Here is a 26,237-nt window from a genome sequence, read left to right on the forward strand (position 1 = left end):
ACTTTTAAATTTATTTTCTATGAAAAAACTTTTATTCATGAGTGCGGTAGTTGCTTTCAGCACCGCTCATGCACAATCTGCAGGATTGGAAGGAACCACTTACATTACAGGACAAGCCATGGTTTCTACCTCTAAAGACAACAATACCGGAGCTACAGCTACTGAGTTTTCGGTGGTGCCGATGATGGGACATTTTATTACACCGACTATCGTTATTGGTGCAGGTCTGGGTTACCAGGGAAGCACAATGTCTATTGATACGGATATGTTAGGATTTCCTGCTTCTGCAAAACTGACCAGTTCTGCTTTTGTGGTGATGCCTTTTGTGAGAAAATATTGGGATCTTGGAACAAAATTGTACATCTTCGGACAACTGGACGTTCCTTTGGAATTCGGAACAGTGAAAACTGAAGCGAATGCTGCTCCTCTTGGTTCATTTTCTTCGGAAGATAACTATACTGCCTATGGCATCAACATCAGGCCGGGATTGGATTATATGATCAACAATAACTGGACTGTAGAAGCGACTATCGGAGCAATTGGGTACAACAGCGTAAATCCTAAAGATGGCGAAAGCATGGATAATTTCACTTTCGGTGTCAACCTGAATCAGGTGACTTTCGGAGTAAAATATCTTTTTAAATAATTGAATATCTTACAAAACAGAGCCGTTTCATAATTTATGAGCGGCTTTCTTTTTGTTTTTACTCAGATGACTTTGCAATAAATAAATTGAAAGACTTAACTCAATGCAACTAGAACGAGTGTTTATTATATGGATTTTTTGAATATTTTCTGGTACCATTTCGTTTCTTCTAATCTGATTTTTTCTTCATTACATTCATTAAGTAAAATATTTAGACTGTCGATTTCTTTTTGAAGATCTTCCTTGTCTCTTATAGTTGTTTTTACTTTCTGGCTTATTTTCTTATTTTTATTTTCGAGATCCTGTTTGAATTTTTTCAAAACTTCGTTTTCATTTTTATATTCATTCGTTCTTTCGTATAGTAGTTTTATAGCATCATTTTGTCTTATTTTTTCTTCATTTAACTGTTTATTGTTTTCAATAAGCAAATCCAATTCGAACTGGAAATTATTAGTAGAATTCAGATTGGAATTAATCTTTGTTTTAATTGTTTGTTTACTTATTCTCTTAGCAATCCGAATTAAATTTTCCTTAAATGCATCAGTTTCTATATCATTTCTTAGTCTAATACCTTGAAGTAAGTCATCGAAGCCTTCTTCAAAATCATGGTTTCTAAAATTAATTTTTGCTAATCTATAAAAATAGTCAGCTTTTCCATTCCTTAATTCTGTCTGCAATATCTCGGAAGGAGTTTCATTTTTAGAATAGTCTAATGCTAGTGGATTAGTTATAATGGCCTTTTTCTCAATTTTTGATTTTAAGATTAAACCTTCGAATGATGTACACCTACTTAATGCCACATAAACTTGACCCGCTGCAAATGATTGAGATAAATCAGCTATAACATTTTCGAATGTTAACCCCTGACTTTTGTGAACAGTAATAGCCCAAGCAAGTCTTAGAGGATATTGAGTAAAAGATCCGAGAATTTCTTCTTCTATTTTTTTTTCGTTTTCATTCCATTTATATTTTATATTGTTCCAAACATTTCTTTCAATTAAAATCTCATCTTCATTGCTCAATTTAATTAGAATTCCTTCTTCATTAATTCTCTGGATCACTGCAATTTTCCCGTTGTAGTATTTTTTTCCTCTGTCATTCTTAAGAAACATTATTTGAGCACCTTCTTTTAACTTCAACTCCTTTTCCGTGGGAAATAAGTGTTCAGGGAAGTCTCTTTCAATTACAGCTTCATAATTATATTGTTTTGTTTCGAGTTCCGATAATTTTATATCATTAGTGTTTTGCACAAATTTGTTATGCGTTGATAAAGTAATATAATTAGAATTGTTTTCTGGTATAAAAAGAGGATTATATTTTGAATTTAACAATTTAAAATCGCTGTCCGACAGTTGGTTTTTCCTAACTTTGTTTAGTAAATCTATAAAACTAAGGTCATTCTGTCTATAAATTTTCTTAAGTTCAATGTAAAGAGGTTTATTTATCTCCAATATTTTTGAGCTGAAGAAAAAGGGGCTGCTATATACTGTTTTTAAAATCTCCCATTCATCAGGTTTCGTTATTGGTGACAATTGAAACACATCTCCAATTAGAATGACTTGTACCCCACCAAAAGGCTCGAATTTTCTTCTACGAAAGGTTCGTAATAATTTATCTACTACATCCAATAGATCACAACGTACCATTGAAATTTCATCTATAATCAATAACTCAAGATTTTTAATGATCTCAATCTTTTCCTTAAAATATTTAAAATGATCATATATTGTACTTCGATCGACATCTCCTATAGCAGCGGTGGCTTGAAGTCTTCTATCATTAGGAAGATAAATGCTAGGTTTTATTTGAAAAAAAGAGTGAATAGTTTGCCCGCCTGCATTTACAGCAGCAACACCTGTCGGAGCCAAGATTATTGTGTTTTTTTGCGTATTTTGCTTTAAATATTTTAGAAATGTAGTCTTTCCTGTGCCTGCTTTACCTGTAAGAAAAACTAATTTATTTGTATGCGAGATAATTTCTAAGGCCATATTAAACTCAACATTTGCTTCATCTAACGGGACTCCCTCTACGATTTTCTTTGTATTCACCATCTTGTAATTTTTTTGAAGAAACCTTAAACTCTAAAATATAATATAACTTGAGAATCAAATTGTCATCCAATTTAATCCTCATACTGTTCCAGATAATAGCTGAAACTGAAACCTTCCACTTCGTCTTCTGCTTCTTCCAAAGTGATAAGTACTTCTTCAAAATCTTCCAGTTGATCCACTCTCATGTTGACAAATTCTAAATGAAGCGGCAACTCCAAGTGTCCTGAAATAACGTCGTACAGCGCATCCAGATTGTTCCCGAAATGTTCAGGAAGTTGTATTTTTTCTTTCAACTGAAGGTAAAAATCCTCAACGTCGCCAATATCTGTAAAATCGATATATATTGTTTTCATAAGATGAAAGTGATTTTCTGTTATTGTTTATCAAAACTTTTGTAATGATCATTAGTGAGCCATATTTCGCCGGAATCCGTGTATACGATACGGTCAGCATTCCGCTTCCCGCAACGGTAATTTACATCTGCTTCGTAATATATTTTTTCGGCAGGAAGTTTTTTTTCTCTGTTTCCAAAACGGTCGCCACCAATCGCTTTTCTCGGAAGAACATCGCAGAGATTGCCTTTTTCAGGAATCCATCCCTGAGTTCTTGCTTCAGCTTTTGTGAGGTAATAATCGGGCAGTTGATGATGTTTTTTCACATAATTGATAACCGTCGAATCTTTGGTAAGTTCATCAATAGCAGCATGAGAAATGGAAGGTTCCGAAATTTCAATGGGTTTTGCAGAGAGTGCAGTTGCTGTTTCTTTCGGTTCCGATTGATACTGTGAGTAGGCAAACATCAGCAAAATTCCGATAAGTCCGCCGATCAGAAAGAAAAAGAAAATTTTAATTTTTTCAGAATTCATACGAAATGGTTTCAGGACTCAGTGTTTTTCCATTCTTCAGGAATTTCACACACCGGAATCGGGGTAATTTTATGCTGAGTAGCCTTGTGCATTTTAGAGAATATTCTGTATACCTCAAGATCACGACCAGTATAGTTGGCTGCAGTTTTCGTTCCCCATTCTTTTTGAATTTTTTCCAGTTCAGGATAACTTGCTCCGATCTGCTGTTCATCTGTTCTTGCCGTATCCCAAAGTCCGTCTGCGGGTATCGCATTGCGAATACTTTCAACCAGATTTAAAGCATTGGCCAAAGCGTAAACTTCAGTTTTATAAAGATCCGCAATGGGAGAAATGTCAACGCCACCGTCACCGTATTTGGTGAAAAATCCAATTCCAAAATCCTCTACTTTATTCCCCGTTCCGCATACCAACAGGTCATTGGTTTGCGCATAATAATATAAAGAAAGCATCCGAAGCCGGCTTCTGGTGTTCGCCAAAGCAAGCTGTTGATTGGAATTTTGATTTTCAGGAACATCAAACGTATTTTCAAGTTCCTCAAATGTTGCTGTGAGATCTACCCGCTGCGCTTTTGCATTGGGAAAACGCTGAGTAATGAAATTCATATGTTCCCATGCTCTGCTGATTTCGTCCTGTGTTTGTCGGATGGGCAATTCCAACATGAGAAGTTCGAGATCTGTCATCGCACAAAGTGTCGAAACCACAGCCGAATCTACGCCTCCCGATACTCCGATGATATATCCTTTCGCTCCCGCATTGTTAGCATAATCGCGGAGCCATTGCACAATATGATGAATGATTTTTTCTGACTGCATACTATTTTCTTAAGGTGAGGAAGCAAAGGCTTCATTTAATTTTCCTTATTTTTGTCCCTCTAAACAGGATGTAAAAATAATGAAGTTTTTTAAATTATTCATGCTTGCAGTTGCCGTAGCTTTCGCCATCACTTCATGCCAGAAAGAAAAAGAAAATATCTGGGATATAAAGGTGGAAACTCCCGCTGAAAAAGTGCCGATTACCGATATTTCCAAAGAATTTTTTGATGCCAATGTTCCTATTGAGCAGTTTAAAGAAAAATATCCGTGGTTTCAGGGTTCTGTAAAAGATGAAGATTTTATTAAAAGAAAAAATAATCCCGAAGAAATAAAGCTTTACAAAGAAGCTGCTTCCAAAACAGATCTTAATAAATTGGCCACGGATCTTACTGAGCTTTTTGCCAGAATAAGACATTATTTCCCAAATTTTAAAGATCCTAAAGTGTACACTTTTTCTTCCAGCACACAGATGTATGAAGAACCCGTGATTTACGATCCGCAACAGGGATATTTGTTTATAGATATTTCGGGATTTATGGGTGAAAAAAACGAATACTATAAAGGAATTGAAGAATATTTCAAAGTCTCGATGAATCAGGAAAATATACTTCCTAAAATCTCAGAAGCCATTGCGTTTTCTGCAGTTTCCTATGACCGGAATTCTCAGAAGTTCATTGATTTAATGGTTTTTTACGGAAAAGTAATGATGCTTCAGGATGCTTTTATTCCGCAACTTCCGGATCATCTCAAAATGAATATCAGTGAAAAACAAATGACCTGGAACAAAGCTAATGAGCAAAATATTTGGGATTATTTCGTGGAGAATGATTATCTCTTTAGTGCAGATCCGCGTCTTTCGGAGCGATTTATTGCGCCAGGGCCGTTTTCTAAATTTTATACCGAAGCCGATAAAGAATCGTCGCCACAAGTTGGCATTTTCACAGGGTGGCAGATTTGCAGAAATTTTTTCGATAAAAATAAAGAAACCTCATTACAGGAATTTCTAAACATGAGTGCAGGAGATATTTTTAATCAGTCTGCCTATAAACCTACTCTTTAAAATAAAAATATGCGTACAACAAAGATACAACTGGATGTGGAACTAGATGATAATCACGTTCCTGAAACGATGACCTGGCATGCCGAAGACGGCGGAATAGAAAATCAACCTACCAAAGCTACTGTGATGGCAGTTTGGGATGATGCTGCAAAAGAAGCACTCCGCATTGATTTATGGACGAAAGATATGCCTGTCGATCACATGAAAATGTTTCTGCATCAGATCTTGCTTTCGCTCAGTAATACCTATGAAAAAGCGACCGGAGAGGAAGATGTAGCCGACTGGATGGAAATGATGGCCGAAGAATTTGCGGTAAAAGCAGCCATTAAAATGTAAAATTAAACCTCCTTTGTTCTTTATCATTAATTAGAAAATTACACATTATGAAATTTAATACGAAAGTGATCCATGGCGGACAACAACATGAGCCTCATACGGGTTCTGTTAATGTTCCTGTTTTTCTTACTTCTACCTTCGCACAGCGCACTCCCGGTGAACTGAAAGCGGGTTATGAATATTCGAGAGCAGCCAATCCTACGCGACAAGCCTTGGAAGATGCCCTTGCAAGCATAGAAAACGGAGCTACAGGTTTGGCGTTCGGATCAGGTTTGGCAGCTATGGATGCTGTTTTAAAATTCCTGAATCCCGGCGATGAAGTGATTGCAGTAGACGATCTTTACGGCGGATCCTACAGGCTTTTCACCAGATTATATGAAAAATATGACCTTAAATTTACGTTTGTCAGTTTTCATGATGTTTCCAAAATTGCTGATATTATTACGGATAAAACAAAATTGATATGGCTGGAAACGCCAACCAATCCTTTGATGAAACTGGTAGACATCAAAGCAGTGGCTGATCTTATAAAAGGAAAAGATATTCTGTTGGCAGTAGATAATACTTTTGCTTCCCCATATATTCAGCGGCCTATAGATTTGGGTGCGGATATTGTGATGCATTCGGCAACGAAATATTTGGGCGGTCATTCCGACGTTATTGCCGGAGCTTTAATCACCAAAACCAAAGAACTCGGCGACGCTTTGCATTTTATTCAGTTTGCCAGCGGTGGTATTTTAGGACCTCACGATTCGTATCTCGTGCTGAGAGGAATTAAAACTTTATCGCTCAGAATGCAAAGGCATTCAGAAAACGGAATCGAAGTCGCAAAATATCTTGAGCAGCATCCTGCCGTGCAAAATGTTTTTTATCCCGGATTGCCTTCCCATCCTCAGTATGAATTGGCTAAAAAACAAATGAAAGAAAATGGCGGAATGGTTTCCTTTACTTTTAAATCTGGAAAGAAAGAAGATGCTGTAAAGTTGCTTGAAAACCTTAAAGTATTTACCCTTGCTGAAAGCCTGGGAGGTGTAGAATCGCTTGCCAATCATCCGGCTAGCATGACGCATGCTTCTATTCCGGCGGAAAAACGTGCTGAACTCGGTATTACTGATGATCTCGTCCGTTTAAGTGTAGGAATAGAAGATTTGGAAGACCTCATTTCTGATTTGGAAATAGCTTTTTCATCTATTTAATAATAGTAGGATTATCCACTTTATTGAGAGGTTTTAAGTCAAAACACAGTATATTTTTCTCCGAATATGGATCATATTGTTGAAATTCTGAAATCCGGCGGAACCTTGTTGTATCCTACCGATACCATTTGGGGAATAGGCTGCGATGCAACGAATGTGGAAGCTATTAAAAAAATTTTTGAAATAAAAAAACGGGATGCCTCCAAATCAATGATTGTTCTGGTAGAAAGCGAGCAGCGTCTTCAGAATATTGTGGATGTGCCAGAAATGGCTTGGCAAATCATGGATCTTTCGGATAAACCCGTAACCATCGTTTATGATCTTCCTAAAGGAATTCCTGATGAACTTCTGGCGGAAGATGGCAGTATTGGAATACGGTTGGTGAAGGATAATTTTTGCAAAAAATTGATTTCAAAACTTAATAAACCTTTGGTATCTACATCGGCAAATTTCAGCGGAGAAAAAAGTCCGATGAAATTTTCCGACATCAATCCTGAAATTATTCAGGAAGTGGATTACGCTGTGGAAGAACAGCGCAACCGAATCTCTAAGTTTTCGGGTTCTTCTGTCATCAGAATCTGGCCGGACAACCGCATAAAAATTTTAAGAGAATAAGAGAGTGATCCGATTCGTATCTTTACACACCACAACACTTACAACAACGCTTGTTGGTGACGTTTATTTTAGCCCATGCACATCAATTTAATTCAAAATAAAAATTACAGACTTTTCAAAATTATTTCTGAAACAGCCTTCCTGCATGGACAGTCCGTCTATATCATCGGCGGCTATGTTCGGGATTTATTAATGAAAAGAGCCACACCTTCAGATATTGATTTTGTGACCGAAGGTTCAGGAATTGAACTCGCCCAAAATATTGCCAAAACTCTCAGTCCAACACTGAAAGTTTCCATTTTCAAAACCTATGGCACAGCGATGTTTCGTTACCATGATCTGGAACTGGAATTTGTCGGAGCGCGAAAAGAAAGTTATTCCGAAGAAAGCAGAAATCCTGAAGTAGAATCGGGAACATTGCGAGAAGATCAACTTCGTCGGGATTTCACCATAAATGCGATGGCCATTTCTTTGAATAAAGAAAATTTCGGAATGTTGGTAGATCCTTTTGAAGGAAAACAAGATCTCGAAAATAAAATCCTCAGAACTCCATTGGAACCTCATCAAACGTATTCCGACGATCCGTTGCGAATGATGCGCGCCATCCGGTTTGCCACTACATTGAATTTTCGTGTTGATGAACCTTCGCTGGCTGCCATTCGACAGGAAGCCGGCCGTATTAAAATTGTTTCCATGGAGCGGATTATGGTGGAATTTAACAAAATAATGCTTTCGCAAAAACCATCATCAGGTTTAAAACTGATGGAACAAACCGGCCTTTTAAAACTGATTATTCCTGAACTTACTGCATTGAAAGGCATTGAAGAAGTGGAAGGGCAAACGCATAAAGACAATTTTTATCACACCTTGGAAGTGGTGGATAATATTTCTCTTCATACGGAAAACCTCTGGCTTCGCTGGGCTGCATTGCTTCACGACATTGGAAAAGCTCCAACCAAGAAATTTGCAGAAGGAACAGGCTGGACTTTTCACGGGCACGAATTTTTAGGTTCCAAAATGGTAAAAAATCTCTTTCAACGGCTGAAACTTCCTTTGGGCCAGGATATGAAATATGTACAGAAATTGGTGAAACTTTCTTCACGGCCAATTGCGCTCGTTACAGATGATGCATCAGATTCCGCATTGAGACGTTTGCTGTATGATGCCGGAGAAGATCTGGAAGATTTGTTTACACTTTGTAAAGCAGATATTACCACGAAAAACGCGAAAAAACAGCAACATTTTAAGAAGAATTTTGATTATGTGGCTGCCAAAATTAAAGAAGTAGAAGCCAAAGATCATATCCGTAATTTTCAACCGCCTATTTCCGGTGAAGAATTGATGGAACTTTTCGGACTGAAACCTGGACGTGAAATTGGTGTTTTGAAAGAAAGTGTAAAAGAAGCAATTTTGGAAGGAAAGATTTCTAATAGCAAGGAAGAAGCTTTGCATTTTGTCCTTTCCGAAGCTAGAAAATTGGGCCTTTCTCCCGCTTGATCTGTTTTTATTTTAAGAATTATTTAACCTTTATCTTAGGAAGATTCTGTCATAATTTGCTTATTTTTGATAAAAATAAAATAGTATGGCACATATTAAATTACACGGTAATGACGTTCAAACCGTAGGAAATCTTCCTGAAGTAGGAAGCTCGATCAAAGATTTTGCATTGGTAGACACCGATCTGAATGTGAAAACAAAAGACGATTTTAAAGGGAAAAAGAAAATATTCAGCATTTTCCCAAGCGTAGATACCGGCGTTTGTGCTGCTGCAGCCAGAAAGTTTAATGAAAAAGCGGCGGATCTGCCGGATACAGTAGTGATTAATGTTTCCAAAGATCTTCCGTTTGCACTCAAGAGATTTTGTGCTGCCGAAGGTTTGGATCATGTGGAAACACTTTCCGATTTCAGAGGAACTTTTGGAGATGATTTCGGTGTCGGCATCAGCGACAGCCCGATGAAAGGGCTTCTCAGCCGTGCGATTATTGTAACAGATGAGGAAGGAAAAGTGCTTTACACAGAGCAGGTTCCGGAAATTACTGAAGAACCCGATTACGATGCTGCTTTACAAGCTTTGAAATAATAAAACTAGAAATTTATAAATTAAAAAAGCGCAATTGAGTTTGCGTTTTTTTGATTTTGAAAAATGAAACGCTCAGGATCTGCAAACCTACCGCTCCATTATGGATATGTTCCACAATGGTTGTACGAACGGATGTCCAAACTCGGAATTTCCATTGTCGAGGTAATTCTGGCAGATTATGGTAAAAATGAAATCATCAGAAGGATGAGTGATCCTTTCTGGTTTCAGAGTCTGGGTGCAGTGATGGGAATGGATTGGCATTCTTCGGGGGTCACCACTTCGGTGATGGGTGCGTTAAAACGAGCCATCAATCCGCATTCGCGTGAACTCGGAATTTATATTGCCGGTGGAAAAGGAAAATTTTCCCTGGAAACGCCTTCCGAACTTTTAAAAATTGCAGAAACAACCGGCCTCAACGGATCAGAATTGGTTCGCGCCAGTAAATTATCAGCAAAAGTGGATAATACGGCCATTCAGGATGGTTATCAATTGTACACCCACAATTTTATGGTGAACGATGAAGGAAATTGGGCAGTGATCCAACAGGGGATGAATGTTAAAAGTAAAACAGCGCGTCGGTACCATTGGCATTCTGAAAATATTAAAAGTTTTGTCGAAGAGCCTCACACAGGGATTTGTGGAATTCATCAGGGAATTATTCTGGATCTTACTGCAAAATCTGCCAGCCAAAACAGAAACGGCATTCTGAATATTTCCCATGAAAGTCCGGAAGCAATGATGAAGGAAGTTTCACTCATTCTCCCTGCTCATCATGATATCCGTGCATCTGATTTGAACTTGAAAAGACTGGGCGCCACTTTGGCTATGACTCGCGAAATGCAGCCGGAAAATTTTGAAGAACTGCTGTTGTTAAAAGGGGTCGGGCCACGAACGATGCAAAGTCTGGCGTTGGTTTCGGAAGTGATTCACGGTGCACCGTCAAGATTTCAGGATCCTGCGAGATTTTCCTTTGCTCATGGCGGAAAAGACGGGCATCCGTTTCCCGTTCCTACCAAAATATATGATGAAACGATCGAAATTCTGAGATCAGGAATTCAAAAATCTAAATTGGAACATTCTGAGAAACTGCTGGCCATCAAGAAACTTCATGAAATCAATGTACGATTAGAGGAAAATTTTGAACCCGATTTTGATGTTCAGGATGTCATTGAAGAAGAACGAAAAAACTCGTGGAAGTACGGAGGAAAAACAGTTTTCGGAGATGCAAAACCACCGAGAAATCTTCCCCGGAACGGCGGTATTCAGCTGTCTCTTTTCTGAATCGTAAAAAACAGAGCCTTAGATTGATATATTTTTTTTAAATTTAATCGCCGAATTATCATTCAACAACCAAATTATAAACTATGAAACTAAACCCTTACCTTAATTTTAACGGTAACGCCGAAGAAGCCATGACTTTTTATAAAAAAGTTTTCGGGGTAGATTTTGCCGGCAATGGCATGATGAAAATGGGCGATTTACCTGATGCGGATAAAATTCCTGCTGAGCTTCACGACCGTGTGATGCATGTTTCGTTGCCTTTGGGCGATGAATTTCTGATGGCGTCGGATACCATGCCGGGAATGGGTTTTGCTTACCAACAAGGAAATAACAGCTATATTTGCATTTCCCCGGACACCAAAGATGAAGCAGACCGCCTTTTTCAGGAACTCTCTGAAGGTGGAAAGGTAGAAATGCCGATGTCACAGGAATTTTACGGTTACTTCGGAAGTTTTACAGATCGGTTTGGCACACCTTGGATGATTCATTTTGAAGAAAATTCAACGTTTTAAACAATTATGGAAAATATTATACTCAATACCACCATTTTGAAACCTGTACACGAAGTATGGGAATATTATACGCAACCTGAACATATTAAAAAGTGGAATATTACCAATGAAAATTGGGTTTGTCCGAGAGCAGAAAATGACCTTCGGACCGGAGGAAGATTTAATTACAGAATGGAAACAAAAGACGGTAGTTATGGGTTCGATTATGCAGGAACTTTTGATGAAGTCATTCCTCAGCAAAAACTCAGTTATACGCTTGATGACGGCAGAAAAGCAGAAGTAATTTTCAATAAAGTGGATGAAACAACTACCGAAGTTTTTCTGGATATAGAAGCGGAAACCAAAAATCCTGTGGAAATGCAGAAAAATGGTCTCGATAAAATTCTTCATAGTTTCGAATTGTATTCTGAAAATCAAAACAGTAAATAATTATTTGATTTTCAGGTAGTCTAAAAATATATAAAATGGAAACAGTAAAATCAGAAATACGGCTGCTCGCACCTGTAGAAAAAGTATGGACTTATTTCTCGGAACCTCACCACGTTCAGAAATGGTTTTTTGCTATCAAAGATTGGCGGTGTGCCAGAGCATTGAATGAACTCCGAGCAGGAGGGAATTTCAGCTACCGAATGGAAAACAAAGATGGCAGTCATGGTTATGATTTTGTAGGCACCATCGATTCGGTAATTCCCATGGAAAAAATCTTATCAACTTTGGATGACGGCAGAAACTTGGAATTTCATTTCGAAAAAAAAGACGATACCACCACACATTTCATCATGTTTTTTGATCCGGAAACGAAAAATACCCGCGAATCGCAGAAACGTTTCTGGGATATTGTGCTTTCCAATTTTGAAAAATATGTAGAAAACTCACGATAATGTCAATTTATCAATCTTAACTTAAAACTTATTTAAAATGGCTACCATATCATACGAAATAGAAATTGCTGCTCCGGCAGAAAAAATATGGAACATTCTATGGGATAAAAGTTCATATAGCCAGTGGACGCGTTTTTTTTCCGAAGGTTCGCAGTACACGTCTGATTGGAAAGTTGGAGGCAGAACTCTTTTCTTAGATAGCAGCGGAAAAAATGGAATGATTTCCACCATCGATAGCTTGAATGAACCCTACGAAGTAGTCTTTCAGCATATTGGATTTCTTGAGAATGGCGAAGAAGTTTTCAATACCCGGGAGATTGCAGAGTGGAGCGGCGCTCATGAGAAATATTTTCTCACAGAATTTCACGGATATACCAAGTTGGCAGGTGAATTACAAACCACTCCGGAATATGAGGAACCTATGTTAGAAGGTTTCGAAAAAGGTTTTGCAGTTGTAAAAGAACTTGCGGAACAGGCATAAGCATTTCAACCAAAAAAGACTACAGGAAGGCAAGCGCTTTCCTTTTTTTTGTCGTTGAAATCCCCGATTTTTAGAAAGAAAATGTGAAAAATTCCCGATATTTGCAAATGATGAATCACCCAAAGGAGATAGTTCCCCTTTTTTAAATTTCAAAATTAAAGAATGAAAATTTCAAACAGCTGGCTGAAAGATTATCTGAAAACTGACCTGAAATCCGAAAAAATCGGAGAATACCTTACCGATATCGGACTGGAAGTAGAAGGTATTGAAAAATATGAAACCATAAAAGGCGGGCTGGAAGGCATCATTGTAGGAAAAATTCTTACTTGTGAACAGCATCCCAATGCGGATAAACTAAAAAAAACCACCGTAGATACAGGAAACGGAATCATTCTGAACATCATTTGCGGCGCACCCAATGTAGCTGCAGGACAAACGGTACCTGTGGCGACAGTCGGCACGAAAATCTACAGCAAGGACGGAAGTTTTTTCGAAATAAAAGAAGCAAAAATTCGTGGTGAGCAATCTCAGGGAATGATTTGTTCCGAAGATGAACTCGGGCTGAGCGATCATGCAGACGGTATTATGGTTTTGGAAGAAAGTATTTTTACAGTCGGAACTCCTTTGTTAGATTATTTTGAAATCGTTCAGGATGATGTTTTTGAAATCGGGCTCACTCCCAATAGAACCGATGCGATGTCCCATTACGGTGTAGCACGAGACCTGAATGCCTTCATGTCAACCCATGGAATTTCCTGTGATTTTGAGAAAATTAAAGCTAAAGACTTGCGTTTTGAAGGAAATTCAGAATTTACTATTGAAGTAGAAGACAGTGGATTGTGTCCCCGATATGTGGGAGCTGTCATTCAGGATGTTCAGATAAAAGAATCGCCTGCCTGGCTACAGAATCGTCTGAAAGCGATTGGTTTGGCACCCGTGAACAATGTGGTTGATATTACCAATTTTATTCTTCATGGATTAGGGCAACCATTGCATGCTTTTGATGCGGATAAAATATCAGGAAATAAAGTTAAAATCGGACTCAGCAAAGCCGGAGAAAAATTTAAAACACTCGACGGGACAGAACGTACCTTGAATGGTTCTGAACTGATGATAAAAGACGGAGATAATTCACCGCTCTGTATTGCAGGCGTTTTCGGTGGTGCACATTCCGGAGTTTCAGAAACTACAAAAAATATTTTTCTGGAAAGCGCTTATTTCAATCCTGTTTCAGTACGTAAAACAGCTAAACTTCACGGATTAAGTACCGATGCTTCATTCCGTTTTGAAAGAGGGGTTGATCCAAATATCGCCAAAACAGCCATCACGCATGCCATTGAACTGATCACTAAAATCACCGGCGGAAAGCTGGCTGAACCATTGCTGGAACATTATCCTAATAAAATAGAAGATCATTACATTATTCTTCGTTTTTCAAAAATAGAACAGATTCTTGGAACAAAAATTCATATTGAAACTGTCAAAAGCATTCTGAAATCGCTAGAAATTACTGTATTAAATACGATTGCGAACGGACTTGAAATTTCGGTTCCGGCATATCGAGCAGATGTCACCCGCGAAATTGATGTCATTGAGGAAATCCTGAGAATTTATGGATATAATAAAATTGAATCTCAGCACAAAATGGCTTTTACTCCTGTGAAATTAACGCCTGAAGATCAGGATGAACTTGAAAATTCATGGGCGAGAACGCTTCAGGGAAATGGTTTTTTTGAAGTGATGAATAATTCACTGACCTCATTGGCGGATCCTACCGATGCTGTGAAACTTCTGAATCCGCTGAGCAGCGATCTTGCTTTTATGAGAACTTCAATGCTGGAAGGCCTCTTGGAAAATGCGGCTTATAATATCAATCGGAAATCACCGGATTTGAAGTTTTTTGAACTGGGTAAAATTTATCATAAAAAGGAAAATTATCTGGAGAGAAAACAATTGGCATTGCTGATTACCGGTAGAGAAAAAGCGGAAAACTGGCTTCAGCCAAAATCTTCTACAGATTTCTATTATCTGAAAGGTTATGTAAAACTGCTTCTGGACAGATTGGGAATTAAAATTGAAGAAAATGCGCTTGAAGATTCCCGATTTTCAGATGCGCTTGAAATGTCTTCTGAAGGCAAAACCATTGCAAAAATGGGTAAAGTTTCAAAGAAACTGGCACAGCATTTCGATGTGGATCAGGATTGTTTCTATGCAGAAATCGAGCTGGAAACGGCACAGAAACTTCGTGCAAAAGGAAATTTTAAATTCAAAGAGATTCCGAAATTCAACAAACTCAGGAGAGATCTGGCGTTGTTGGTGGATAAGGAAATCAGTTATTCGGCTTTGCGAAGTGCAGCCCGAAAGAACCCGTCGCCATATCTGAAATCAGTTCAGCTTTTCGATGTGTATGAAGGCGAAAAACTTCCTGTAGGAAAGAAATCGTATGCCATGAGTTTTGAACTACTGAATGAAGAAAAGACCCTTGGGGAAAAAGAAATTTCTGAAGTAATGAATTCGCTTATTCACCAGTTCCAAAAGGAATTTGGTGCAGAACTTCGCGGATAAAGTTGCGATGATCGAAATATTGTCTTCAGTTCATCGTTTTTAAACAAAGTTTAAATTATTAAAAAAATGAAAAAATATATTTTTGCCGCTATGGCTTCTGCCGTTTTGTATTCCTGTGGAGCAGTAAGCACTCAAAATCAACCTGTTCTGGCTAATACACAATGGCAACTTTCGGATCAGGTAAAAGGAAATCAGCCAACTCTTGTTTTTGAAAACACAAGGGTGAGCGGTAACGGTGGTTGCAACAATTATTTCGGTGATCTTCAGGCAGATCCCGCAACGGGGAGTTTTTCTGTTAAAGGCATCGGAGCAACCAAAAAAATGTGTGAAAATATAGCAGGAGAAACCACTTATTTCAATATGCTTCCTAAAGCAAACCGTTATAGAATCTCAGGATCTACACTCGAATTGTATCAGAATGATCTCTTGCTGCTGAAATTCAGTAAAATAAAATAATGTCTAAAAGGTTTTTCCTTCTTTTAACCTAAACAAAAACGCTCCAATTCATTTTGGAGCGCCATTTTTTCTATTTTTTTTGGTTGCTTAATACGATCCTTTTTCTACAAAATGTGCGGCAATTCTTTCAGTAAGAGCTACCACATTTGGAGTATTGGTATATTTTGTAAATCTTCTCAGCCCGGAAAGCATCATTCGTTGCTCATCTCCTTCGGCAAACGAAACAATTCCTTCTTTTGCTGCTTTAATAATGGCTTCGGTCGCCTTATAAAGGTTCAGTTGCGCCATCTCAGCTTCTACAGAATCTGCAGAAAAATGTTTTTCCGCTCTTAGAATTGCGGATTCAGCCATAAAGATCTGATTCAGAATTTCCGAAGCGTTCAGCAAAAGATGCTGCTGTTTTTCGATTTCGGTCATATATTTTTGAAGTGCAGCTCCGGAAACCATCAGAAACACTTTTTTCAGATTGGCAATCAGGGCTTTTTCTTCTGACATAAATTCAGAATAATCCGGAATTTCGAAAGAGGGGATTCCCATCAGTTCTTTTGAAATGGCCATCGCAGGAGTCAGAAGATCCAATTGTCCTTTCATCGCACGTTTGATGAGCATTCCGACTGCTAAAAGACGGTTGATTTCATTGGTTCCTTCATAAATACGTCCGATTCGGGCATCTCTCCAGGCAGCTTCCATTGGCGTATCTTCGCTGAATCCCATCCCACCATAAATCTGAATTCCTTCATCGGCAGTATGCTGTGTTAAGTCTGAAACAAAAACCTTCAGAATAGATGCTTCCACGGCATATTCTTCAACACCTTTCAGTTCTGCCTGCTGATGATTCATACCAGCGGCAACCAGTTCTGAAATTTTATCTTCTACATCTTTAGCCACACGATAGGAACCGGCTTCAGAAACAAAAATTCCGGTCGCCATTTCTGCTATTTTTTTGCGGATAGCGCCAAAAGTAGAAATGGAAACACCGAACTGTTTTCTTTCGTTTGCGTACTGTACAGAATGATTGAAAATTCTACGCTGTCCGTCCAGATTTGCCGCAGCAAGTTTAATTCGTCCGACGTTTAATGCGTTCAAGGCGATTTTGAAACCATTGTTTCTTTCTCCCAGAAGATTCTCTACCGGTACTTTCATGTCATTGAAGAAAACCTGTCGGGTAGAAGAGGAGCGGATTCCCAGCTTGTGTTCTTCTTCGCCGAAAGAAAGCCCTTCAGTTCCTGTTTTTTCTACAATAAAAGCTGTGATGTTTTTATCGTCATCAATTTTGGCAAAAACGATGAAAATCTCTGCAAAACCTGCATTTGAAATCCACATTTTCTGTCCGTTGATAATGTAATGTTGGCCGTCTTCGGAAAGTTTTGCTCGAGTTTTTCCTGAATTGGCATCTGAGCCAGCATCAGGTTCAGTAAGGCAATACGCACCAAATTTAGCTCCTGTAGCCAGATCCGGAAGGTATTTTTTCTTTTGATCTTCGGTTCCGTACAGCAAAATCGGTAGTGTTCCGATTCCGGTGTGTGCACCATAAGCGGTCGCAAGAGATCCGTTGGCACCGGAAACAATATCGCAGGCCAGCATGGTGGAAACGAAGCCCATTCCCAAACCACCGTATTCTTCAGGAACGGCTACACCCAGCAGTCCGAGTTCGCCAAGCTGGCGCATTTTTTCCTCGGTCAGTTGGTAATCTTTTTTTTCAAATCTCTCGTGGTGAGGGATTACTTCTCTGTCGATAAATTCTTTGGCCGAATCACGAAGCATTTTTTGTTCTTCGGAAAAGTCTTCTACCGTGAAGATGTCTTTGGCTGGAGTTTCGGTAATTAAGAAATCACCTCCAATTAATGTGCTCATATATTTATTCGTTTATTTTAAGTGTTATCTTACCTTTTAAAGCAATTCAAAAATACTCGCAGCTCCCTGTCCCGTTCCTACGCACATGGTCACCATTCCGTATTTGTTGCCGCGTTTTTTCATTTCATCCAGAAGCTGAACGGTCAGTTTGGTTCCGGTGCAGCCTAATGGGTGTCCCAGTGCAATCGCTCCTCCGTTCACGTTCAGAATTTCTTTATTCAGATCCAGTTCTTTTTGGATAGCAACTGATTGTGACGCAAATGCTTCATTCATTTCAATAAGTTCGATATCTTTCAGTTGCATTCCCGCCTGTTTCAATGCTTTCGGAATGGCATACACTGGGCCCATTCCCATGATGCGGGGTTCCAATCCTGCAGCAGCGTAAGAAACGAGTCGCGCTTCAGGTTCTAGACCTAATTCTTTTACCATTTCTTCGCTCATCACGATAACGAAAGCGGCACCATCAGACATTTGTGAAGAATTTCCTGCTGTAACCGAACCTCCATTGGCAAAAACTGGGCGAAGTTTGGCCAAACCTTCTAAACTGGTATCTTTTCTTGGGCCTTCATCCACAGAAAAATCGAATTTCTTCGTCTGCATTTTCTGGTTTTCGTCCAGGAAATTATATTCTACTGGAATCGGTACAATTTGATTTTTAAATCTTCCTTCTTCATTGGCTTTCAGGGCCTTCATGTGAGAATCAAATGCAAACTGATCCTGCTCTTCTCTGGAAATTTTATACTTATTGGCCACCGCTTCAGCAGTGTAACCCATTCCCCAATAATAATCGGGATTGGACTTTGCAATTTCCGTTTCGGGAACGGGTTTGTAACCACCCATCGGGATATAACTCATGGATTCGGTACCGCCTGCAATAATACAGTCGGCCATTCCCGCCTGAATTTTTGCGGATGCAATGGCTATCGCTTCAGAACCTGAAGCACAATAACGGTTCACCGTAACGCCCGGAACTTTATCGGTATGCAATCCCATTAATGAGATCAATCGGGCAACATTGAGTCCCTGTTCTGCTTCGGGCATTGCGTTTCCAACGATCAAATCGTCAATTCTGTTTTTATCGAGCTGTGGAACATCTGTGATTAGTTTTTCAATAACAGTTGCCGCCATTACATCGGGACGTGTAAAACGGAGTGAGCCTTTCGGTGCTTTTCCGACTGCTGTTCTGTATCCTTTTATGATATATGCTTGTCTCATATTTTTTGTATTATTTAAAATTAATTTTTGGTTTCGGCCTCGTAGAGGGCGGCTGTTAATAATCTTTGTGGGATTTTAAAGGGGAGCTCCGTAGGAGCGACCTGTTAATTATCTTCAATCCATTCAAACAAATATTCGGAATTATAATTAATATTAAATTTTTCCAGAAAATCCAGGTATTCAGTTTTGAACGATTTAGTTTTATGATGTTCTTCCTGATTTAAAATATATTTCACTACCAAATCTACACTACTCTTAGAATAGGAAAATGCCCCATAACCTTCCTGCCAGTTGAATTTGTTGTTCATCCATTTTTTATCATTGATGAATTTTGAAGATCCAGCTTTTATATCTCTGACTAAATCTGAAATTAAGATAGTAGGTTTCACACTTACCAGCATATGTATATGATCAGGCATAGTAAATACAGCAAATAATTTTTGACCTCTATGTTGAACCATTCCTGTAATAAATTTATGTAACTCTCTGTTTTCTACCGGAATAAGGTTTTGCCTTCCTTTCACTGCGAAAACAATTTGGATAAAAATCTGTGTATAGGTGTTGGCCATAAAATTAACAGGTCGCCACTACGTGGCTCATAAAAGGAGTTTTTATTACATTGCTATTAACAGGTCGCTCCTCCGGAGCTTTTCTAATTTCTCAATGGTTTTCCTTTTTGCAACATGTATTGAATTCTCTCCAAAGTTTTTCTCTCGCCCGTAAGGGAAAGGAACGTTTCTCTTTCTAAGTTCAATAAATATTGTTCAGATACTAATGTGGGTTCGGATAGATTTCCGCCCACCATAACATAACCGAGTTTGTCGGCAATTTTTTTGTCATGTTCAGAAATGTAATTTCCGGCAAGCATTTGATCGGTTCCCACATAGAACATTCCTAAAGCATCTTTGCCAAGCACGGTAACTTTCTGTTCAATAGGTTGGGTGTATCCTTGCTCCGCGAGCAGTTTTGCGACTTTCTTAGCTTCCGCAATCTGACGGTTCTTATCAACCACCACGATATCTTTGTGCTGTTCTAAAATTCCCATATCGTAAGCTTCATAGGCAGAAGTGGCTACTTTACCCATGGCGATATTCATGAAAGCATCCCGCAGACGGTTGGTTTTCACGTCGTCTTTTTCAAATTCTCTAGAAGTTCTTAAGGTCATTTCCTTTGTTCCGCCACCGCCGGGAATTACGCCAACACCGGTTTCTACCAATCCGATATAAGTTTCTGCAGCAGCTACAACACGGTCGGCATGCATCGTCATTTCACAACCGCCGCCCAAGGTCATGCCAAAAGGCGCAACGACAACAGGAATGGAAGAGTAGCGAACCCGCATCATGGATTTCTGGAAATAGCCGATCGCCATGTTAAGGTCATCCCAATCCTGGTCAATCGCCATCATTAGAATCATTGCTAAATTCGCTCCCACAGAAAAATTACTTCCCTGGTTTCCAACAACCAGCCCGTCGTATTCCTTTTCTGCAAGATCGATGGCTCGGTTTAAACCATCCAAAACACCTCCGCCCATAGAGTTCATTTTGGAACGGATTTCAAAGTTGATAATTCCGTCGCCCAGATACTGAATAGCAGATTCCGAATTGTTCCAAAGGGTTTTATCTTTTCTGATATTGTCGAGAATAATGAAAGCATCCTGTCCGGGAATATCTGAGTACTCAGACTTGGTTTGATCAAAGAAAATTCTGTGTCCTTTTTCGTTCACTTTGTAGAAAGATTCCACATTTCTCACCCAATCTGAAACCTCGTATCCTGCATCTTTTGCGAGCTCAATTCCTTTTTGAATACCGATGGCATCCCAGATTTCGAACGGGCCGTTATCCCAGCCAAAACCTGCACGCATAGCGTCATCTATTTTGTATACTTCGTCGGAAATTTCCGGAACTTTATGCGATACGTAGGCGAAAAGTGCTCCCAATGACTTTCTGTACAATTCTCCCGCCTTATCTTTTCCGCCAATTAACACCTTAAACCTGTCGATAGGTTTATCGATATTTTTTGTCAGTTCAAGAGTTGGAAAACTGGATTTACCCTGAAGTTCATACTCCATGGTATCCAAGTTAAGGCCATGAATTTCTGATTTTCCTTCAGCGTTTTTTATTTTTTTATAAAAGCCTTGTTCTGTTTTTGAACCAAGCCATTTGTTGTCCACCATTTTTTGGATGTAGTCCGGCAATTCGAAAACATTATTAAAATTATTGGCTTCCACACCGCTTCCGTGAACGCCTTTTGCCACCATCACCAAAGTATCCAAGCCCACAACATCTGCGGTTCTGAAAGTGGCAGATTTCGGACGGCCAATGACGGGACCGGTTAATTTATCAATATCTGTGACACTCAGGCCTAATTCTTTTACTTCGTGAAGCAGATTCATCATCGAAAAAACACCGATTCTATTGGCGATAAATGCAGGAGTATCTTTTGCAAGAACCGTGGTTTTTCCTAAGAATTTAGCACCATAATCAATATAGAACTGTGAGATTTCAGGGTCTGTATCTTTTGTTGGAATCACTTCCAAAAGAGGTAAATATCTTACCGGATTGAAGAAGTGTGTTCCGGCGAAATGTTTTTTGAAATCTTCGCTTCGCCCTTCTACAAGCATATTAATCGGAATACCGGAAGTATTGGAGGTAACCAGGGTTCCCGGAGTTCTGAACTGTTCAATTTTCTCATACACCTGTTTTTTGATGTCGAGTCTTTCAACAACGACTTCAATAATCCAGTCAGTATTTTTGATTTTTGGTAAGTCATCATCAAAATTCCCTATGCTGATTCTGTCGGCAAATTTCGGAGTGTAAAGCAAAGCCGGGCTCGCTTTTTTCAGTTTTGCAAAGTTTTCGGAAGCAATTCTGTTTCGTACGGCTTTGTCGTCTTTGGTAAGATTTTTTTTCTGCTCCGCTTCGGTGAGTTCAAAAGGAACAATATCTAGCAAAAGCACTTCTACACCAATATTGGCAAAATGCGCTGCGATACCTGAACCCATGATCCCGGAACCGAGAACGGTAACGTGTTTGATCCGTCTTTTCATATTACTTATTTTTTCTTGTTGAGTTCATTAGCGGTTTTTAGGATGATATCCATTACTTCCTTGAAAATTTCGAGTTTTTCAGGAGATACTTTATCGATCACGGCTTTATTAAAATTCACCACGACATCCTTTGAAATATTCCTGTGTTTCAATCCTTTTTCAGTCAGCTTTATGATCACTTCACGCTTGTCTGAAGTTGTTTTTTCTTTATAGATATACCCATTATCCTCAAGAATTTTAATAATCCTAGTGAGGGAAGTTGGTTCGATGGCCATCTTCGGACCAAGATTGGTACTTCGGGTACCTTCTTTGGGGTCAATTTTTAATAAAGTTAAGGCCTGAACTGCAGTGCTGTCGTATTCAGAAGCCATTTCAGAATACATCTTTGAAACTGATATCCAGGTTGATTTTAAGAGTAAATCAATGTTATCCACCTTTTCTGTATTATTCTTTTCCATTATCTAAATTAGTTTGCATAATCATCAAAGATAGAAATTATTATGCATGCATAGTATGTTTATTTTGTTAATCTTTTGTTAATTGTTGTACATCAGCATGATTAACGGTATGAATAGCATACTGTCAGGGTATATAAAGAGAAAAGATTTAGATAGACTTTAAGACCTTTTCCGAAGGAAGTGAATGATTTCTTCAAATGAATGGCACTGGTGTACAAATTCAGAAGTGGAAATTTCCCAGAAAGGGTTTTTGTAGGAAAACTGGAAACTGGAAAGGTCTTTTTTAAAATTTTTCTGAAGTGCGGAATAAAGAAACTCTTTTTCCAAAAGAGGTGCTGAAATAACGGGCGGAATGAAATATTGATCCATATTGAACAAAAAAGGAGCCGCTAAATCCTGATGGGAAATCAATATATCTTCTGCAACTCCGGCGTGAAGGGTTTGATCTTTTATAAACCATATTTTGTCTGCAAATTCCTTTGCCAATCGCCAGTCATGAGAAGAAAACAGGACAAGTTTGTTATATTTCTCTGCAAAATCTCTCAGCAGTTTTAGGATGATAATTTTATTTTCTTCGTCCAAATGCGTGGTAGGTTCGTCCAGAATCATCACAGGTGCATTCTGAGCAAAAGCTCTCCCTATAAATGCTTTTTGAAGGTTTCCATCGGATAGTTTCTGTAAATTCCAGTCTTTATAAGGCCCCAGATTCAGATTTTGAATGATATGCTGAACATCTTCTTTATCCTTTTTTTCAAGTTCAAAATAATAGGGATAATGCACATACTTTCCCAAAGATATCAAATCCTCCGTGGTATAATGTGCCGGAACCTGAGGTTTGGAAAATACCATCGCAATATATTTCGCAATTTCTTTGGTTGAAAATGTTTTTATATCTTTTTTATCGATACGGATATTCCCTGAAAGTGCAGGAATCTGATGGAGAATCGTTCGGAATAAAGTTGTTTTTCCCACGCCGTTATTCCCGATTATAAGGCAGACTTCCCCTAAAGACAAGGCAGCATCCGCATTCTTTATTAATGGAGATTGGTATCCAATAGTTATATTTTCTAATTCCAGAAACATGTCAGCGGCGGGATTTTATTAACATTAAAAGAATCACAGGAATACCGAAAAGAGAAGTAATTACGTTCATCGGAAGCTGAATAAGTTCCGAAATGACAGAGAATAATTCCATAATGAAAATTCCTAAAAGCATATTCAGAATCCACTGATGCCACAGTTGTGCCGGATTCCAGATCATACGGCAGAAATGCGGAACTACAATCCCGATGAATAAAACTGGCCCTAAAAATGCCGTTATAGAAGCAGAAAGCAGGGAAGAAGAAATGATAATCAGATATTTAAGCTGTGTTAAATTAACCCCGAAACTCTGTGCGTATTGGATTCCCAGCGTATTTCCGATTAAAGGTTTGATCGTTCTGAAACTCACCATCAACCCGATGAATACAATAACAGACAGAATTATTAATTGATAATTGCTCACCTGTTGATTGGCACCGTAACTCCAGAGAATATAATTTTTCAGACTTTGATTGTCCGCATACAACTGCAAAAGTGCAACCACTGCACCTGCAAGCGCAGAAACCAGAAACCCAAAAATAATAAGAAATGATTTATCCTGAAACGTATTGGAAAAAGAAATCAGAACCAGCATCATCAGGATACTTCCTGTCACCGCTGCAATACTGATGAATCCGTTCTGCAGGAATTCAGGTAGAGCAAAATCATGAAAGAAAAAAATGTAAAAAGCCACACTCAGGCTCGCTACTGAGGTGATTCCGAGCACCGATGGTCCTGCTAATGGATTTTGAAAATATTCCTGAAGCAGAAATCCGGAAGTGGGAATGGAAATTCCTGCCAAAGCCATTACCAGAATTCTGTTCATCCGGATTTGGGCAATCTGAGAATGGCTGCTGTCCGAAAAAAAATCTGCCAAGGAAAGACTGATAAACCCAACATTCAGATTCACCATAATAGTAATAACAGCTAAAATAACAATGGCTGCACAAAGAGGTTTAAATCCCGGTTTCAAATCGGTGTCAATAATCAGTTTGCCCTTTTCGAAATGCTACTTTCCATTTTTGCTGAAGCTGTTGATTTTTTCATCCAGCTGTTCTTTCGTCATCATACTCATGTATTCATCTGTCCTGTTTTTCTTCCTCATAAAAGTAAACGGAATCCCGCTGCCATCCCAGCTTTCAAAATTTTTGGCAAAAAAGTCTTCGTTCAGAAGCGTTCCGTCTAAAAGAATAATATTCTCCGACAGTTCTTTTTCTTCGGCAAAATCCTTCACCTTCGTATCCCAGTCGCTTTTCTGATCAAGGCTGATGAAAGTAAATTTTACTGGCTGACCTTTCAGCTCCTCCATCTTTTCTTTAAAATGAGGGATTTCACGGATACAAGGACCGCACCAAGTGGCGAAGAAATTGGTAACATACAACGTGTCATTCTCTTTCGCAGAAAGAAATTCTGTCACCTGTTCCGGAGAATATTCAATCGATTTAAAAGCTGAAACCGGAGGAGTATCTGCTACTATACTGCTGTCGGTATCAGAAAATTCTGTTTCGGCAACGGTTTCTTTTTTAGTACAGGAGCCGAGCACAGCAATGGCAAACAGAGATAGAAGGAATTTCTTCATAAATTTTTATTATTTTTGAATGAAATATGGAAAATCAAATACACCATGCAAGGCAGTACACATTTCACAGCCTAAAATTAGCGAAAAAGCAGCAGATCACCAAAAATACCTTTACATTAGCGTTTGAAATTCCTGCCGATCTCAGGAAGAATTTTCAGTTTGAAGCCGGCCAATATGTAGGGTTGAAATATTATCATCAGGGTGAACTGTACATTAAAGATTTTTCAATGACCAATGCTCCTCATGAAGAAGGCATCGTGTTGGGAATTAAAATCAATTCCGAAGAAAGTTCAGTACGTGAGCTGTTTGAACAGTATTCTGAAGGCGATTTTATAGAAGTCTCAGAACCGAAAGGAAGATTTACGATTGTTTCCAAACCGCATGAGTTCAGAACCATCGTAGGTTTTGCTGCCGGAATTGGAATTACGCCATTACTCAGCCATTTCAAACATATTTTACATACAGAACCGCGAACAAGGCTTTTTCTGTTTTACGGAAATAAAGACAGGGAAAGTGTCGCTTTCAAAGATGTTTTAGACGATTTGCAGAAACAGCACAGCGAAAGACTGGAAATTCATTATTTTTATTCCAGAGAAAAAATTGGTGACCCGTTATCAGAAGGGCGGCTGGATGAAAAAAAACTTCATCTTATCATCAATCAGATTTTGCATCTGGACGATACCGACGAAGAAAGCACGGTTTGGGATGCGGTGGACGAAGTCCTGATTTGCGGAAAGGGACCGATGATAAAGTCGATTGCCAATGCTTGTCATCAACACGGTATTCTCAAAAATAATATTCATTTTGAGCTTTTTGAAGAATATAATGAAGATATTTATCCTGTAGAAGTGAAATTTCCGTTGGTGGAAAATATTCGCGTTTCTTTCCGGTATAATGGAGAACAATATGAAACCGTGTTGGAAAATAATAAAAATAAACTGCTGCAAAGCCTTTCTATACTGAAGTTTCCGGTACCTTTTTCCTGTAAATCGGGAATTTGTGGAAGCTGCGAATGTCGCCTTCAGGAAGGAAAAGTAGAACTGCTGGAAAATGAATATCTTACTGAAAATGAAGAGCAAAAAGGAAATATTTTGGCCTGTATGTCGTATGCTTTGACCGATACCATCAGATTAGATTTTGACAACGTTTGAGAAGACTCATCAACATA

The 26,237-nt window shown here is 38.7% G+C and carries 27 protein-coding genes; 15 read left to right on the plus strand and 12 right to left on the minus strand.

Annotation, left to right across the window (positions count from 1 at the left end):
- Positions 1-19: 19 nt before the first annotated feature.
- Positions 20-646: an outer membrane protein gene (locus DQ356_RS08220; RefSeq protein ID WP_166413083.1), complete on the plus strand. Its 627-nt coding sequence runs from the start codon at positions 20-22 to the stop codon at positions 644-646.
- A gap of 125 nt (positions 647-771) precedes the next feature.
- Here the strand turns inward: DQ356_RS08220 and DQ356_RS11425 are convergent, their stop codons facing one another.
- The 4 genes from DQ356_RS11425 to nadE all read right to left on the minus strand — a co-directional run bounded on the left by DQ356_RS11425 (position 772) and on the right by nadE (position 4,374).
- Positions 772-2,697, minus strand: a complete 1,926-nt coding sequence (locus tag DQ356_RS11425; RefSeq protein WP_114303998.1) for an ATP-dependent DNA helicase — start codon at positions 2,695-2,697, stop codon at positions 772-774.
- 71 nt (positions 2,698-2,768) lie between these two features.
- Positions 2,769-3,050: a barstar family protein gene (locus tag DQ356_RS08230; RefSeq protein ID WP_114303999.1), complete on the minus strand. Its 282-nt coding sequence runs from the start codon at positions 3,048-3,050 to the stop codon at positions 2,769-2,771.
- Between the two features lie 20 nt (positions 3,051-3,070).
- The gene (locus DQ356_RS08235) at positions 3,071-3,562 is read right to left on the minus strand and encodes a ribonuclease domain-containing protein (protein ID WP_114304000.1); all 492 of its coding nucleotides are present in this window, start codon (positions 3,560-3,562) and stop codon (positions 3,071-3,073) included.
- Between the two features lie 11 nt (positions 3,563-3,573).
- Positions 3,574-4,374, minus strand: a complete 801-nt coding sequence (gene nadE, locus DQ356_RS08240; protein WP_114304001.1) for an NAD(+) synthase — start codon at positions 4,372-4,374, stop codon at positions 3,574-3,576.
- A 79-nt stretch (positions 4,375-4,453) separates the two neighbouring features.
- Between nadE and gldB the strand changes: the two genes are divergently transcribed.
- From gldB to DQ356_RS08305, 13 genes are all read left to right on the plus strand, one after another.
- Positions 4,454-5,434 carry a gliding motility lipoprotein GldB gene (gene gldB / locus DQ356_RS08245; protein WP_185123777.1) on the plus strand — a complete coding sequence of 327 codons (981 nt, stop codon included), beginning with the start codon at positions 4,454-4,456 and terminating at the stop codon, positions 5,432-5,434.
- A gap of 9 nt (positions 5,435-5,443) precedes the next feature.
- Positions 5,444-5,770: a gliding motility protein GldC gene (gene gldC, locus DQ356_RS08250; protein WP_114304002.1), complete on the plus strand. Its 327-nt coding sequence runs from the start codon at positions 5,444-5,446 to the stop codon at positions 5,768-5,770.
- 47 nt (positions 5,771-5,817) lie between these two features.
- Positions 5,818-6,966 (plus strand): cystathionine gamma-synthase, encoded by a 1,149-nt coding sequence (locus DQ356_RS08255; RefSeq protein WP_114304003.1) that lies wholly within the window; start codon positions 5,818-5,820, stop codon positions 6,964-6,966.
- 66 nt (positions 6,967-7,032) lie between these two features.
- Complete coding sequence (locus DQ356_RS08260; protein ID WP_114304004.1) at positions 7,033-7,581, plus strand: L-threonylcarbamoyladenylate synthase; 549 nt, start codon at positions 7,033-7,035, stop codon at positions 7,579-7,581.
- Between the two features lie 75 nt (positions 7,582-7,656).
- Positions 7,657-9,078: a CCA tRNA nucleotidyltransferase gene (locus DQ356_RS08265; RefSeq protein ID WP_114304005.1), complete on the plus strand. Its 1,422-nt coding sequence runs from the start codon at positions 7,657-7,659 to the stop codon at positions 9,076-9,078.
- 85 nt (positions 9,079-9,163) lie between these two features.
- Positions 9,164-9,661: a thiol peroxidase gene (gene tpx, locus DQ356_RS08270; RefSeq protein WP_114304006.1), complete on the plus strand. Its 498-nt coding sequence runs from the start codon at positions 9,164-9,166 to the stop codon at positions 9,659-9,661.
- 63 nt (positions 9,662-9,724) lie between these two features.
- Positions 9,725-10,942, plus strand: coding sequence for a DUF763 domain-containing protein (locus DQ356_RS08275; protein ID WP_114304007.1), 1,218 nt, complete (start codon positions 9,725-9,727; stop codon positions 10,940-10,942).
- A gap of 83 nt (positions 10,943-11,025) precedes the next feature.
- Positions 11,026-11,454 carry a VOC family protein gene (locus tag DQ356_RS08280; RefSeq protein WP_114304008.1) on the plus strand — a complete coding sequence of 143 codons (429 nt, stop codon included), beginning with the start codon at positions 11,026-11,028 and terminating at the stop codon, positions 11,452-11,454.
- 6 nt (positions 11,455-11,460) lie between these two features.
- Positions 11,461-11,883 (plus strand): SRPBCC domain-containing protein, encoded by a 423-nt coding sequence (locus DQ356_RS08285; protein ID WP_114304009.1) that lies wholly within the window; start codon positions 11,461-11,463, stop codon positions 11,881-11,883.
- Positions 11,884-11,918: 35 nt separating this feature from the next.
- Positions 11,919-12,335 carry an SRPBCC domain-containing protein gene (locus DQ356_RS08290; RefSeq protein WP_114304010.1) on the plus strand — a complete coding sequence of 139 codons (417 nt, stop codon included), beginning with the start codon at positions 11,919-11,921 and terminating at the stop codon, positions 12,333-12,335.
- 37 nt (positions 12,336-12,372) lie between these two features.
- The gene (locus DQ356_RS08295; RefSeq protein ID WP_114304011.1) at positions 12,373-12,816 is read left to right on the plus strand and encodes an SRPBCC domain-containing protein; all 444 of its coding nucleotides are present in this window, start codon (positions 12,373-12,375) and stop codon (positions 12,814-12,816) included.
- A 162-nt stretch (positions 12,817-12,978) separates the two neighbouring features.
- Positions 12,979-15,381, plus strand: coding sequence for a phenylalanine--tRNA ligase subunit beta (gene pheT / locus DQ356_RS08300; protein ID WP_114304012.1), 2,403 nt, complete (start codon positions 12,979-12,981; stop codon positions 15,379-15,381).
- 66 nt (positions 15,382-15,447) lie between these two features.
- Positions 15,448-15,837 carry an META domain-containing protein gene (locus DQ356_RS08305; protein ID WP_114304013.1) on the plus strand — a complete coding sequence of 130 codons (390 nt, stop codon included), beginning with the start codon at positions 15,448-15,450 and terminating at the stop codon, positions 15,835-15,837.
- An 87-nt stretch (positions 15,838-15,924) separates the two neighbouring features.
- Here DQ356_RS08305 and DQ356_RS08310 read toward each other — a convergent pair whose 3' ends face one another.
- The 8 genes from DQ356_RS08310 to DQ356_RS08345 all read right to left on the minus strand — a co-directional run bounded on the left by DQ356_RS08310 (position 15,925) and on the right by DQ356_RS08345 (position 25,069).
- Positions 15,925-17,691 (minus strand): acyl-CoA dehydrogenase family protein, encoded by a 1,767-nt coding sequence (locus DQ356_RS08310; protein WP_114304014.1) that lies wholly within the window; start codon positions 17,689-17,691, stop codon positions 15,925-15,927.
- 36 nt (positions 17,692-17,727) lie between these two features.
- Entirely contained in the window at positions 17,728-18,906 is a 1,179-nt protein-coding gene (locus tag DQ356_RS08315) for a thiolase family protein (RefSeq protein WP_114304015.1), read from the minus strand.
- Between the two features lie 104 nt (positions 18,907-19,010).
- The gene (gene tnpA, locus DQ356_RS08320; RefSeq protein ID WP_114304016.1) at positions 19,011-19,475 is read right to left on the minus strand and encodes an IS200/IS605 family transposase; all 465 of its coding nucleotides are present in this window, start codon (positions 19,473-19,475) and stop codon (positions 19,011-19,013) included.
- Positions 19,476-19,558: 83 nt separating this feature from the next.
- Complete coding sequence (locus tag DQ356_RS08325; RefSeq protein ID WP_114304017.1) at positions 19,559-21,952, minus strand: 3-hydroxyacyl-CoA dehydrogenase/enoyl-CoA hydratase family protein; 2,394 nt, start codon at positions 21,950-21,952, stop codon at positions 19,559-19,561.
- Between the two features lie 5 nt (positions 21,953-21,957).
- Positions 21,958-22,410, minus strand: coding sequence for a MarR family winged helix-turn-helix transcriptional regulator (locus tag DQ356_RS08330; RefSeq protein WP_114304018.1), 453 nt, complete (start codon positions 22,408-22,410; stop codon positions 21,958-21,960).
- A gap of 159 nt (positions 22,411-22,569) precedes the next feature.
- A complete protein-coding gene (locus tag DQ356_RS08335; protein ID WP_114304019.1) occupies positions 22,570-23,493 on the minus strand; it encodes an ABC transporter ATP-binding protein in 924 nt (307 codons plus the stop codon).
- 1 nt (position 23,494) lies between these two features.
- Complete coding sequence (locus tag DQ356_RS08340) at positions 23,495-24,463, minus strand: iron ABC transporter permease (protein WP_262510891.1); 969 nt, start codon at positions 24,461-24,463, stop codon at positions 23,495-23,497.
- A 36-nt stretch (positions 24,464-24,499) separates the two neighbouring features.
- Positions 24,500-25,069: a TlpA family protein disulfide reductase gene (locus DQ356_RS08345; RefSeq protein ID WP_114304021.1), complete on the minus strand. Its 570-nt coding sequence runs from the start codon at positions 25,067-25,069 to the stop codon at positions 24,500-24,502.
- 26 nt (positions 25,070-25,095) lie between these two features.
- Here DQ356_RS08345 and DQ356_RS08350 point away from each other — a divergent pair, with 26 nt between their 5' ends.
- Positions 25,096-26,220: a 2Fe-2S iron-sulfur cluster-binding protein gene (locus tag DQ356_RS08350; RefSeq protein ID WP_114304022.1), complete on the plus strand. Its 1,125-nt coding sequence runs from the start codon at positions 25,096-25,098 to the stop codon at positions 26,218-26,220.
- Positions 26,221-26,237 lie beyond the last annotated feature (17 nt).

The sequence above is a fragment of the Chryseobacterium lacus genome, from assembly GCF_003336205.1.
In the GTDB taxonomy this organism is placed as follows: Bacteria; Bacteroidota; Bacteroidia; order Flavobacteriales; family Weeksellaceae; genus Chryseobacterium_A; species Chryseobacterium_A lacus.